The sequence below is a fragment of the Legionella tunisiensis genome (genome assembly GCF_000308315.1).
GTDB classification, from domain to species: Bacteria; Pseudomonadota; Gammaproteobacteria; order Legionellales; family Legionellaceae; genus Tatlockia; species Tatlockia tunisiensis.
Map to the genome: position 1 here is coordinate 26841 of NZ_CALJ01000057.1, position 12662 is coordinate 39502.

A 12662-nucleotide genomic window follows, 5' to 3' on the forward strand; every position below is an offset into this window, starting at 1 on the left:
TCATGAAAAAATGGGGACGTCGTGCGGCAATTTTAAGCCTATTGCTGCTATCACAGTGGGTTTTGGCTGCCCAACAGAGTTGGAATAACTGGGTTGCCGAAGTGAGGCAACAGGCATTGGAACAGGGTATTTCCGCTACGATTTTTGATCAAGCCTTTGCTGATATCCGTGAACCGAGCCGCCAAGTCAAAGGTCTGGCCCGTTCGCAACCTGAACATCGATTAACATTTAGTAAATACCTGCATTCTCGTGCGGATAACTACCGAATTATGATGGGACGTAAGCAATACAATAAGAATAAAGAATTATTGGAGGAAATTGGCCAGCATTTCGGCGTTGATCCCTGCTTTATTGTGTCCTTCTGGGGAATGGAAAGCAGTTACGGCACCTACATGGGCAATTTTCCGGTAATTAAATCTTTAGCAACGCTGGCTTATGATTCCAATCGACGGGATTTTTTCCGTAAACAGCTATTCCTGGCACTTCATATTTTGAATGATGGTCATGTAACTTTACAGCATTTCAAAGGAGAATGGGCGGGGGCCTCAGGCCAACCACAGTTTTTACCTTCTAGCTGGTTAGAATTTGCTGTCGATTATGATGGCGATGGCCGCAAAGACATTTGGGAAAGCAAAGCGGACGTATTCGCATCGATTGCAAATTACATGAAAAAGAATGGTTGGCAAACTGGCCAGCCTTGGGCCATTCAAGTCAAACTTCCTCCTAAGTTTGATATGAAATTAGAGGGCAAGGCAATCGTTAAACCAGTCAGTGAATGGAATGCTCTAGGTGTACGTACAGAAAATGGTCAACCCTTGCCTCACCAGGAATTAGAGGCCAGTATTGTACAACCTAATGGCGGGCCAGTTTTTCTTGCTTATCCTAACTATAAAATGATTTTGCGCTACAATAATTCTATCTACTATGCTGGTGCAATCGGGTATATGGCCGATAAAATTTGTAATCGCGTTAAATAAGCCGAGCCGATTACAAGAGAATTGTGAACAGGCGGAATTTAATAGTCCGCCTGTGATGGTGAAAGGCCCGATTCCTGTTGAAGAGGTGGAGCCGTGAACAATTATCTTGATAAAACAGCCAGTTTAACGCCTGCTGTTAAACGTATTATCTGTAATAAGGCAACTGAATATCCCAATACAGGCGAATATACTGATCATTTGGTAAAACGTGGAACGTATCTTTGTCGCCGTTGCGGTTTGGCTCTTTTCCGCGCCCAAAGCCAATTTCATTCTGGCTGTGGCTGGCCTAGTTTTGATGATGATATTGTTCAAGCGGTCAAACAAATCCCAGACAAAGATGGTCAACGTACGGAAATACTTTGTGCTCGTTGTGATGGGCATTTAGGACACGTTTTCATTGGTGAGTATTTTACCCATAAAAATCTTCGCCATTGTGTGAATTCGGCCTCCCTTGATTTTGTGGTCGATGATCAGGTTTTGGATACTGAAGAGGCGATTGTTGCTGGGGGTTGCTTTTGGGGTGTTGATCATTTTTTACGTCTTGTTCCGGGGGTACTTAAGGTCGAGGTAGGCTATTCTGGTGGGTCAGTTGTGAACCCGAGTTATGAACAGGTTTGTCGTGGCGATACAGGGCATTATGAAGTAGCAAGAGTGGTCTATGATGTGGCAAAAGCAGATTATCATACAGTTCTTAAACGTTTCTTTGAAATCCACGATCCTACTCAACGCACAGGGCAAGGTCCTGACATCGGTTCACAATATAAAAGTGCTGTTTTTTACTACAATGAAGAACAGCGGGAAGAAGCACAGATATTGATTCAGCGACTGCAAGAGCGGGGTTATAATGTAGCTACTCGCCTATTAGAAGTACAGCCTTTCTGGCCTGCCGAAGGTTATCACCAAGACTATTATGGCAAACATAGTAAAGCACCTTATTGTCATCGGCCAGAACCACGATTTGGCTAGGTAGAGCTGGCCGAGCGAGCTATTAAAAAGTGAAGTTCATTTCTTCTGTTGGTAACAGCTTTTTGCTATATTCCTGAATCGTTTCCGGGCAATAATCCAACGACTCACAGACGATTTTGCCTAATTCCTCGTCTTTAAACAGCACTTCTAACTCTTCTTCACTGAATGCAACAGATTCCTCTTTGTATTCAGCTCCGGCAGTGTTGATGTCTAGAAAAATTTTCCGGGCAATCGCAGCCAAAGGACTAGGTCTAACTTGCTGTAAATAGGTTAGTATGTTTAATTTAAGATTTCGTATACCTTCTACTAAATCCAATGACGCTTCCACACACATGCGGTCATCCAAACTTTTATAGTAAGTCCTTTGCAACAGTAATTTATAATGGGGGAGTTTATCCATTAAGACTTCAATAAGAGGGATATAGGCCCCGAATTCCGGTTGGAAATGACCACTTGCTAAATTAAAGATGGCATCATTGTCGCCAAGTGATATAGCGCCTGCACTAAGCACGGCACTTCCGCCTGAACCACCAGAAAGTAATTGTGCCTGGCGAGCCAAGCCTCCATGAGTTAATTTAGTTGAATCGTTAAATTGGGGTGCAAACCATATTTCGCCTTCTAAGGTAACAACGTATAAATAGTTCTTACCTGGCTTTAGCATGGCGGGATCATTAGTGACCATGACCCCCTCATAATCGCGATCTTCTGAGGCAATTATTTGAGATTTAGTATATTGAGGGTGAAGAGGGTATTGCCTGTAAGATTGCAACAACAAGTCTGAACTACTTGTCTTCATGGAAATTGTTTGTAAACTATTACTTATCAAGCTTAATTCTGGGGCTTCGAGTAGTTCTAAAACTAACTTCTCTCCTTTCGTAACGATTTGATAAGGAATGTTTGCCATGGCACATATAAATACCAAACGCTTCAACAAAGAGCTATCCGAAGAGTAATCTTGAATCTGATCATTAATTGAAGAAATAAGCATGTCTACTGATGTAATATCCGGATTAGTTAATACTTCTTCTACAGTCTCTATATTTTTTCCCGTACGATTTTTACCCATGCGCTGAAGGGGGCCTTTGGGAGCCCATTGGAGCCAGCTTCTAGTACAGTAATTGCTTAAAACTGCTTTGGCATTTTCGAAGTCGCTACTAAAAGGAGAGCAAAATTTGGAATAATTAGCAGCATAAGGAAGTGTTGTTGAGACTAAGTTGCTTTTTTAGATTCGACTTTGGATAACATGGCATTCCAACATTAATTAACCTATTTGAGCATTATTTTAACATCCAATACTTAAGAGAACTTTAACAACAACATGTCAGCTAGGGTGGTCTATGATATGGCTAGAGAGGGTTTATAACAGTTTAAATCAAGGGGTTTTATCTTCTTGTCGATAAATGGCATCCGCTTTTTCTGCTTTGCGCGTATTTTCTTTTAATTGCTGTTCGTCTAATTGGTTTTGCCAGAAGTTAATCATTTTCTCTTTTAACAGGTTTATATGACGAACAAGTTTACCTAAATGTTCTGCAAGCATAGGTAATTTACTTGGGCCAAAAACTACAATAGCCACTAAGAAAGTGAGTAATAATTCACCGCTACTCATGATTTTTTATCGTCATCCTCATTCATCGCACGGCGAAAATTTTTGATTGCGGTACCTAAATCAGAACCGATATTTTTAATTTGCTGGTACCAAACAAGGCTACAACAATGAGTAATATTAATAGCAATGATAAAGGACTGATTCCACTTAATCCCATGTTAACTCCTGTTGCTTGTGCGGTTAATGAAGGCGATAAATCCACCCGCAATTGCCATCGTTAAAGTAATCACTGACAATTTATCATGATTTAATAATTTAAAATAACTCAGTGAACCTACTACTGCCATAGCACCAAAAATACCTATGCCGAGCCCTTTGTACCAAGCATTTTTTACCGTGTATAAATTCTGTTGGTTATTGACTGGCATCAGGGCACGAATTTTTTGTTCTTTAGTCAATTCCAATACGTCGTGCAAAAGCCGTGGCATGTGAGGTAATTGTTCCGTAAGAAAGGGTAAATTTTCGCGTAACTGGTGAATGAATGCCTTGGGTCCCATTTGCTCTTTGAGCCACCTTTCCAAAAAAGGTTTGGCAGTGACCCAGAGATCAAGGTCAGGATAAAGTTGACGGCCCAGGCCCTCAATAGCCAATAAGGTTTTTTGCAAGAGCACCAACTGTGGTTGTACTTCCATCTGGAAGCGCCTTGCAACTTGAAAAAGTCGTAAGACCACCTGAGCGAAGGAAATATCTTTAAAGGTTTTTCAAAGATAGGTTCACAGACGGTACGAATGGCACTTTCAAATTCTTCAATGCGTGTGTCTCTGGCAACCCAACCTGATTCAACATGCAATTGCGCAACACGGCGGTAATCGCGGTTAAAAAATGCATACAGATTTTCTGCCAGGTAACGTTTATCACTATTATTCAACGTACCGATAATACCAAAATCAATACAAATATATTGCGGATCATGGGGATGAAGCGGCGATACAAAAATATTGCCAGGGTGCATATCGGCATGAAAGAAGCAATCTCTGAACACCTGAGTGAAGAAAATTTCTACGCCGCGTTCTGCCAGTTTTTTAATGTTGACGCCCCTCTCTTTTAAGGTAGCGATATCAGAGACAGGTATTCCATAAATGCGCTCCATAACCATCACATTTTCACGCGTATAGTCCCAAAATATTTCTGGAATATAGAGAAGAGGCGAGTTATGGAAATTTCGTCTCAATTGCCCTGCATTGGCAGCTTCCCGCTGTAGGTCGAGCTCATCAATTAAATTATGTTCAAACTCTTGTACAATTTCTTTGGGTTTCAAACGTTTACTTTCAGCCCAATAGCGATCAGCCAGGCTGGCTATGGTGTGCATGATACTTAAATCTTTCTCAATAATTTTGCGCATATTGGGGCGCAAAATTTTAACCACTACCTCTTCTCCTGTTTTTAGGGTAGCAGCATGTACCTGTGCCATCGATGCAGAAGCCAGGGGGACAGGATCAAATTGTGCAAAGATTTGAAAAGCTGACTGCCCAAAGGCTGCTTCAACGATAGCTAAAGCCTTGTTACTAGCAAAGGGAGGGACTTTATCCTGTAATTTGCATAATTCCAATGCGATATCAGGAGGTAAGATATCGGGGCGAGTGGATAAGGCTTGACCAAATTTAATGAAGATAGGGCCCAGTTCTTCCAAGGTTTTTCTTAACGCTTCGCCACGGGTTAATTTTTCCTTGCGTACCCAGTTCCAAGGGTTTAAATAAACAATAAAACGAAACGGTGAGAAAAGACGAATGGAAACGATCAACTGATCAAGACCATTTTTAGCCAATATCATATTAATATGCAGTAGTCTTACTAATTGTTTAATTGATTTCATGGCTCGCCATCAACTGGTTAATGTGGGCTTGCAAACGCTCCACATCAAGGGACAATTTATCAATATCGTTAAAAAATCATCTATTTCTTCTCGTGGTGGTACAGCCGCCAATTCTTCTTGTAGATAATCGGTCACATTATGGCGCAGCGATTGCCCAAGCTGTTTTTTAAACGCCAAACCCTGACGAACGAGGGAGCCCAATTGATGTGCTACCACATCGCCAGTAAAATGGGCTAGATGGCCTTCCCAATCAATATCGAGTTCATCGAATAATTTTTTGACCTGCTGTCCCAGTTCTACATCGCCTGATAAGCGGATTTTATCGTTAAATAAAGAGCGTGCTTTGGAAACCGGTAAAAAACTTAAACGAATTAAACCAAGTGGACTACTATGAATGATGGTATCAGCGCGTCCGTCATAGTCAGCGAGTAATTCTAATTGTTGATGATCAAAATGAATAAAGAAATTAACTCCTAGGGGCGCGATGATAATTTCAAGCACTTTACCCTGCAAGGCTGCAATTTTGGTTGGCATGGATTCGTCCAGTGCCAGGGCGTGATTAATAGCCTTTTGTAAGGCTTTCAATGAATATTTCTTAATCATAATACTCTCAATATTTATGGGCGATGTGCAAAGCAACAATTCCGCCACTTAAATTATGATAATGACAATCTTCAAATCCTGCTTTCTCAATCATTACCTTTAAGCCTTCTTGTGTAGGATGCATGCGAATCGACTCGGCAAGATATTGATAGCTGTCTGCGTCTTGCGCAAACAATTGTCCAATTTTAGGTAACACATTAAAAGAATACCAATCATAAATCGGTTTTAACCCAGGAAGTATGGGTGTGGAAAATTCCAGAATCATTACTTTACCACCTGGTTTACAAACACGATACATGGAGCGTAAAGCCTCTTCCTTATCGGTGACATTACGTAAGCCAAAGCCTATGGTAATGCAATCAAAACAGTTGTCAGCAAAAGGCAGGGTTTGAGCATTCGCTTGTACGAAGTTAATGTTTCTGTGCAAGCCTTCATTTAGCAGGCGATCTCGTCCTACTGCTAACATGGAGGCATTGATATCGGCTAAAATAACTTGCCCTTGCTCTCCTACTTTTTTACTCAGTAAACGGGTTAAATCACCGCTGCCGCCGGCTATATCGAGCACTTGATGTCCGGCATGTACCTGACTTAAAGCAATGGTAAGGCGCTTCCAGAGGCGGTGAATGCCGAGAGACATGAGGTCATTCATTAAATCATAGTTTTTAGCAACCGAGTGAAAGACGGCACCAACTTTTTTTCTTTTTCATCCCAGGCCACTGATTCAAAGCCGAAATGGGTTGTTTTTCTTTTTGGTCATTGGATGTTGTTATAGGGAGCAGGTTGCTTATCTTAACCGATTCTAAGGCTGATACCTAATAGACCTCTTTTCAAATCCTTTCGCGGGAGCAGCGGCTTTGAGTTCGGAGATTTAGGGGCGTTGCTAACTAAGTGTTGCTAAGTCTGGCTTATTCTTAGCTTCTTGTGTTTAGGGTAAGTACATTAATGTGGGTGCAGTGTGAGCAATAGTTTGTTATGCTCATCCTGTATCTTTTTCTGCCTACTCTAATCTCTAATGAGTGTATCACCATGCCAGCTGTAATGACTGAGATTTTTGTGCCCTTATTGAGTTTATTCATTTTTATCCTCGGAACTGGTTTTTTCTCCACATTATTAGCTTTGAATATGACATTAAGTCAGGCGCCGCCACTGGCAATTGGTGCCATGACAGGTGTTTTTTATGCTGGACTGGTATTGGGTTCATTTCGCATGGATCGCTTTATTACACGGGTTGGTCATATTCGTGCTTATGTCGTTCTTTCTGCTACGCAGGCAATTATTTGTTTATTACATGGTATTTTTTATCACGTCGGATTGTGGTTGTTTTTACGTGGTTTAGCCGGATTTACTTCTGCAGGGTTGTTTGTCGTGATAGAGAGCTGGTTGCTTGGCAAAAGTTCAGTAATGAATCGAGGGCAAATACTGTCTTTGTATATGATTAGTTACTATGCCGCACAGAGTTTAGGACAATTTTTTTGAATCTTGCTGAGCCAGATACGCTGTCGTTATTTGCTTTGACTTCTATACTTTGTTCTTTGTCTATAATTCCCTTGGCAATGTCACGTGTAAACCCACCAGCGTATGAAGAGGTATCAACTTTCAGCTTGCAGAAACTATTTGATAAATCAATGGCGGGTTTTGTAGGCTGCTTAAGCTCAGGATTGATTATGGGAGGTATCTATGGTTTGATGCCGACACTGCTTAGCAATTTATTTCGCAATAAGGCAAACGTAGCTAACTACATGTTCGCGATTATTTTCGGTGGGATGTTACTACAATATCCATTGGGTAGGTTGTCCGATCGGATTGCACGTCATGTAGTTCTCATTATCATTGCAGTGGGTACCAGTGTTGTTTCCCTCGTTTTAATGACAAATGCTATTAATCCCTGGCTCTTTTTTATATTAATGCTACTCTTTGGCGGTTTGACCTTTACTCTCTACCCTATCAGCATTAGCCATGCGTGTGATACTTTGGAGGCACGCGATATTGTTGCGGGTACGCAAAGCTTATTATTGGCCTACAGTCTTGGCGCTACGGTAGGGCCTTTACTGGCCTCTTGGTTTATGCGTATTTGGGGGATGGAGGGGCTTTTTATCTATTTCATAACGGTTTGTATCCTCATGACTCCGTTCTTTATTTTACGCAAAAGCACGCAAGGTGATGGGCTGCACGAAGAATCGTTCTTATCTGGCTCCTAATAGTCGCTTTAACGCGTCAAGATAGTCTTTTTCGCTAGGAAAACTTTGATTGCGTTGTGCCTGCCAAAGTGATTCCGCTAAACACTCCATCATGAGATGTTCGACGACTAATTGATCGCCATATTTCTGCAGTAATTGACGATAAACAGAATTAATACCATTAGGTCTGTCTGTGCCGATTTGCTCGCGAATAGCTATATGCAAGCCCATATGTAAATAGGGATTCGTTTGGCCCAGCTCAGGAAAATAGGATTGATTGCCAAGGGATGAGGTCTCCAAGAGCATATGGTATTCAGGATGAGCCAGAATAACGTCGACAATTTGTTGTTCCAGAGGCAGCAAAGGCTGTTTTTGGAGGTATTTCTGCCAACTGGAAAAAAACATTTGTCTGGTATCTTGCACATTATCGCTGTAAAACATGATGAACCTGCTATGAGCTATGAAATACTGTGCGGCAGTCTAACGTATGAGCAGGGGAACAACAAATAAACTTCTTTTTCTCCTCGCACTACGCTCACTGCAGCGAGTTTCAACCGAAGTTTAGTGCAAGTAAAGGGCTATCGTATATTGACAATGCAGACTCGCTTATGCGATATTCGCCTCGCGAGGTTGGACTTGCTATGTGTCATTCCACTGGGTCAATTGGCGACACACTGATTGACCCTTTCTATCTTCAGTTCTTCACTTTTTATCTACCGCAAGTTTCTTGCTATCTTTTTTATTACGATAAAATAGTCCAAGTAATAGCAATGGAGCTGCATAATGTTTGGTTTTTTGAAGAGTCCCCTTTGATCCCACGAGTAGAATTGGGAGATGGAAATTTTGATTACAAATCGGTGATCCATCTTGATATGATTGGCAAGCGAATTTTGCGTTTCCAACAGGCACAAAAAATTTTACATAGCACTGATAGTAATATTGTAAAAGGGGTAGCGATTGGTAGCGCTTCTTGGGTCGGTTGCTATGTTTTTCCTCTAGTTACTGTGTCCATAGCTGCGTTCGGCTATGCTGCTTATCACTATGGACGTCATATAGAGGTATTTAAACAATATCATGAGGCCTTAAATGATCTGATTGCTGCTTATAATTGGTCAATGGGACGAAATACGGGCGACCATTGGTACAAATTGGGTTCGATACCTCTTCAGGAGCTTGTATTGGCGCTAGGGCCCTGGGTAAAAAGCGAAACGATTTGCACTTGGAAGACTAGTGATCTTGAACCGGCTTCCATGTTATCACGTGCTAAGAGGGAAACTGAACCCACTACTTCTTTTAAAGCAAGATTAACTCAGTTTGCAGCGGGTGAGCAAATTAAAGAATGGCAATTCAAAATTTATGGCGAAGGGGGCACGGATGATTTGTGGGGTGTCTTCTTACAATCTCATAGTAAAGAGTTAGCTAATGATGCCATTAAGAGGGCTGTACTTTCTTCCACTGGGTAAAGAACCTTAAAATTGGCTGCAAGCCAATTTTAAGCCTAAAAATAACATCAGTATTCCACTGGAAAATTCGATGCGCTTCCAGACGTTGGCCCGAGATAAAACATGCGCAAAATAATGCGTCGTGAATGTCAGAGAGCTGAACCATAGGAGGCTGGAGGTCAGTACACCTAATAAGAAGGCTTGTTGATGCTCGGGAAATTGACTGCTGCCTCCACCAATGATGACTAAACTGTCAATAATTGCATGTGGATTAAGTAAACTAAAGCCAAGGGCAAGCATGACAATCTGCCAGCGATTAGAGGTTCGTTCGTCGGCAGTAGTTGTTTGCTTTTCTTTGCTTATAGCTTGTTTTAACGTCTTGCAGCCGTAGAACAGTAAAAAGGCGACACCAAACCAGGTTACCCATCCTTGTAAAGTAGGATGAAGTTTAAGTACCTCATGCAAACCAGCAATGCTGGCACAAACCAAAATAATATCGCAGAAAAAACAAATAAGCGCCGAAAGTGCGGCGTGATTACGTCGTGCGCCTTGGCGAATCAGAAATACATTCTGTGGCCCTAGAGCAGTTATTAGCGATAAGCCGAGCATTAAACCATTCAGATATACCATCATGGTGGATTATCCTTTGAAACGAAATGTGGCAATTATTGCGCAATTATAATTATAATTAAAATTAATAATTATAATCATTAATAAATTTTGCTTATGAGAATAGAACAGAGAGGCTTATACGCTTTAGATGCAGTCATTCAAACGCAGAGTTTTGCGGCAGCAGCTAAACAATTATTTATTACCCAGCCAGCAGTTAGTTTGCGTATCAAACAATTGGAAACCCAATTCGGTCAACCTTTGCTTATTCGTTCATTACCCTATCAAGCGACTCCTTTGGGGGAAAAATTACTTAGTTTGCTACGTCGTACACGTTTGTTAGAAGAGCATTTATTACAAGAAATTCAACAAGATACACCGGCACGTCTTTCTGTTGCTTTGAATCGCGATAGTTTGGAAACTTGGTTTGTTCGTTTGTTGGAGGAGTTGAAGCTGCTGGAGAAAATCAATATTGACATCATCACCGATGATCAGGAAATAACCATTGATTATTTTCGTAAAGGATCAGTATCTGCTTGTGTTACCAGCTACGATCGGTCTTTGCCGGGTTGCGAGTGTGTTCTGTTGGGGCATATGGATTATTTATTAGTAGCCTCACCAGATTTTGTTGCCCGCCATTTTAAGGCCAAAAAATCGGTGGTGGATAATTTATTAGCAGCACCGATGATTATTTTTGATAGCCGCGATCGCTTACCGGAACATTATTTTAAACACTTCTTTCAGCATTCATTTACCAGACATCGTTATCATATGGTGCCTTCTGTGCAAGGATATAAGCAGTTTGCTTTAAAGGGTTATGGCTATGGCTGGATTCCGAGCCTGGATATTCGTGATGAGTTAGCACAGGGATTATTAGTAGAACTTTGCCCTGATAAACGATGGTTGATGCCTTTATACCTGCATTACTGGCAGTTACCTGCCAGGCAATACAAGCTTTTTATAGAAAAATTACTGAAGGAGCCAAGCGCTTTCTAATTTAAAAATAATCATAAAATAGTGCGTTTAAGCGACATCAACTTCGATTTTGTCTTGATTGATGCGAGTAGGGTAAATTTTCAAGTTCTTCGGTTTGACAACTTTTCCCAAAAGATTCCCTACAGCAGGCGGCCATGGTGACCAGCATTTTACATCGCCAGTGGTCAAATCAAATTCACTTTTGTGAAAAGGACAGACAATGGCACAATCATCCGTAATTTTACCTTTAGCAAGGGGAAGCTTGAAATGGGGGCATTGCGCCTGCACTGCGTGCACTTGTTTATTATGCCAGATAAAGAGAATTTTGTGACCGTCAATAAGCAACGTTTCTCTCTCGTTTTGTTGTAATTGGGCTAAATCAACTGCCGCTTTCCACACCATAAGAATTCCTTGGTTGTCCATGAAGGATGGAATCATAGCAATGCTTGTCGGAGATGTCAGCCGAATTATTAGACTTCTTTCGAAACGGCTCTGCGCACTGTTGCTCTCACTACAGTGAGTTTTGAAAGCAGTTTATTGGCTTTTTGAAACGCGACTGCATTGTGTAGCGCTTCGTCCGTACAGTGCTCAAATCCTCCTGTACTGGCGTGTACACTGTGGTTCTGCGTGCTGTTTTTCCTCGTACTGTCCTCACTTTGGCGGGCTTCGAAAGAAGTCTATTGTCATTTTTCACTAAATCCAGTACTAACAACATTGCAAGTTGTGTGAGTAGGGGTATAAAATGCCAGATTAATTTTTCCTGTCTGTAGATTACCAAGGGTAATAAGTTTAAGGAGGGAGCGTGGGCTCTTTGTTGAAAAGAAACGCAATTATTGTGTCTTTTTTAGCGTTAGCGATGGTTTTTTCAGGAGCTTTATGGGCTGCTGAGAAAAGCTCTAGCGAACCGATGGATCCTTTGATCGATGGGTATTACCCTACTTACCCTCCTACTAAGCCTGCCAGTGGAGCTCAGGAAGAATTGATTAAACGCGGTGAGTATTTGGCGCGGGTGGGTGATTGTATTGCCTGTCATACCGACGTTCAAGGCAAGACTGCCGCTTTTGCAGGGGGATTACCGATTAATACTCCCTTTGGTACTTTTTATAGTCCTAATATTACACCCGACAAAAAACAGGAATTGGGAATTGGACAGAGCAAGATTTCATTCGTGCTTTGAAAGAAGGACGGGATCCCCAGGGTAGAAATTATTTCCCTGTTTTTCCTTATGTCTATTTCTCCAAAATCTCAGATGACGATGCGCGTGCATTATATGCTTATTTTATGAGCATTCCCCCGGTCGAGCAAAAAATAAAGACTTGCCCTTTCCCTTTGGTGTACCTGGTGCACGTTTTTCTTTGTGGGGATGGAACTTATTGTTTTTCTTCCCGGAAGATAATGCGATTGCCTATGAGTCTGATAAATCACCAGCATGGAATCGAGGTAAATATATTGTCGATAGTTTAGGACACTGTAGCATGTGTCACACGCCGCTTA

12 protein-coding genes and 5 pseudogenes are annotated in these 12662 nt (G+C 41.5%); 7 read left to right on the plus strand and 10 right to left on the minus strand.

The window, feature by feature from the left end; genetic code table 11:
* Nucleotides 1–2: 2 nt before the first annotated feature.
* Nucleotides 3–977, plus strand: coding sequence for a lytic murein transglycosylase (locus BN58_RS04215; RefSeq protein WP_019215785.1), 975 nt, complete (start codon nucleotides 3–5; stop codon nucleotides 975–977).
* 93 nt (nucleotides 978–1070) lie between these two features.
* Nucleotides 1071–1943: a bifunctional methionine sulfoxide reductase B/A protein gene (locus BN58_RS04220; protein WP_019215786.1), complete on the plus strand. Its 873-nt coding sequence runs from the start codon at nucleotides 1071–1073 to the stop codon at nucleotides 1941–1943.
* Nucleotides 1944–1965: 22 nt separating this feature from the next.
* Here the strand turns inward: BN58_RS04220 and BN58_RS04225 are convergent, their stop codons facing one another.
* The 7 genes and pseudogenes from BN58_RS04225 to ubiE all read right to left on the minus strand — a co-directional run bounded on the left by BN58_RS04225 (nucleotide 1966) and on the right by ubiE (nucleotide 6682).
* A complete protein-coding gene (locus BN58_RS04225; RefSeq protein WP_019215787.1) occupies nucleotides 1966–3009 on the minus strand; it encodes a hypothetical protein in 1044 nt (347 codons plus the stop codon).
* Nucleotides 3010–3315: 306 nt separating this feature from the next.
* Nucleotides 3316–3549, minus strand: a complete 234-nt coding sequence (locus tag BN58_RS04230) for a twin-arginine translocase TatA/TatE family subunit (RefSeq protein WP_019215788.1) — start codon at nucleotides 3547–3549, stop codon at nucleotides 3316–3318.
* A pseudogene (tatA, locus tag BN58_RS21980) lies at nucleotides 3546–3706 on the minus strand (twin-arginine translocase TatA/TatE family subunit). Before tatA ends, BN58_RS04230 begins: the two are co-directional and overlap by 4 nt.
* A 1-nt stretch (nucleotide 3707) precedes the next feature.
* Nucleotides 3708–3947 carry a hypothetical protein gene (locus BN58_RS37490; protein ID WP_408605455.1) on the minus strand — a complete coding sequence of 80 codons (240 nt, stop codon included), beginning with the start codon at nucleotides 3945–3947 and terminating at the stop codon, nucleotides 3708–3710.
* Nucleotides 3938–5362: pseudogene (gene ubiB, locus BN58_RS21985) on the minus strand (ubiquinone biosynthesis regulatory protein kinase UbiB); the annotation flags it as partial. The pseudogene ubiB and the gene BN58_RS37490, both read right to left, overlap by 10 nt.
* Nucleotides 5349–5965 (minus strand): annotated as a pseudogene (locus tag BN58_RS21990) (ubiquinone biosynthesis accessory factor UbiJ). The pseudogenes ubiB and BN58_RS21990, both read right to left, overlap by 14 nt.
* Nucleotides 5966–5972: 7 nt before the next feature.
* Nucleotides 5973–6682 (minus strand): annotated as a pseudogene (gene ubiE / locus BN58_RS21995) (bifunctional demethylmenaquinone methyltransferase/2-methoxy-6-polyprenyl-1,4-benzoquinol methylase UbiE).
* Between the two features lie 255 nt (nucleotides 6683–6937).
* On the opposite strand from ubiE, the gene BN58_RS28060 reads away from it, so the two are divergent.
* Entirely contained in the window at nucleotides 6938–7441 is a 504-nt protein-coding gene (locus BN58_RS28060) for an MFS transporter (RefSeq protein ID WP_198009813.1), read from the plus strand.
* Nucleotides 7438–8163 (plus strand): MFS transporter, encoded by a 726-nt coding sequence (locus tag BN58_RS28065; protein ID WP_051131832.1) that lies wholly within the window; start codon nucleotides 7438–7440, stop codon nucleotides 8161–8163. Before BN58_RS28060 ends, BN58_RS28065 begins: the two co-directional genes overlap by 4 nt.
* Here BN58_RS28065 and BN58_RS04260 read toward each other — a convergent pair.
* Nucleotides 8149–8583 carry a DUF1841 family protein gene (locus BN58_RS04260; RefSeq protein ID WP_019215791.1) on the minus strand — a complete coding sequence of 145 codons (435 nt, stop codon included), beginning with the start codon at nucleotides 8581–8583 and terminating at the stop codon, nucleotides 8149–8151. The two genes, BN58_RS28065 and BN58_RS04260, sit on opposite strands and share 15 nt — an antisense overlap.
* A 200-nt stretch (nucleotides 8584–8783) precedes the next feature.
* Here BN58_RS04260 and BN58_RS04265 point away from each other — a divergent pair, with 200 nt between their 5' ends.
* The gene (locus tag BN58_RS04265) at nucleotides 8784–9605 is read left to right on the plus strand and encodes a hypothetical protein (RefSeq protein WP_232220329.1); all 822 of its coding nucleotides are present in this window, start codon (nucleotides 8784–8786) and stop codon (nucleotides 9603–9605) included.
* Nucleotides 9606–9611: 6 nt separating this feature from the next.
* Here the strand turns inward: BN58_RS04265 and BN58_RS04270 are convergent, their stop codons facing one another.
* Nucleotides 9612–10217: a LysE/ArgO family amino acid transporter gene (locus BN58_RS04270; protein ID WP_019215793.1), complete on the minus strand. Its 606-nt coding sequence runs from the start codon at nucleotides 10215–10217 to the stop codon at nucleotides 9612–9614.
* Between the two features lie 93 nt (nucleotides 10218–10310).
* On the opposite strand from BN58_RS04270, the gene BN58_RS04275 reads away from it, so the two are divergent.
* A complete protein-coding gene (locus tag BN58_RS04275) occupies nucleotides 10311–11189 on the plus strand; it encodes an ArgP/LysG family DNA-binding transcriptional regulator (protein ID WP_019215794.1) in 879 nt (292 codons plus the stop codon).
* Nucleotides 11190–11216: 27 nt separating this feature from the next.
* Here BN58_RS04275 and BN58_RS04280 read toward each other — a convergent pair whose 3' ends face one another.
* Nucleotides 11217–11570 (minus strand): Rieske (2Fe-2S) protein, encoded by a 354-nt coding sequence (locus BN58_RS04280; RefSeq protein WP_019215795.1) that lies wholly within the window; start codon nucleotides 11568–11570, stop codon nucleotides 11217–11219.
* Nucleotides 11571–12075: 505 nt separating this feature from the next.
* On the opposite strand from BN58_RS04280, the pseudogene BN58_RS22005 reads away from it, so the two are divergent.
* Nucleotides 12076–12662 (plus strand): annotated as a pseudogene (locus tag BN58_RS22005) (c-type cytochrome); the annotation flags it as partial.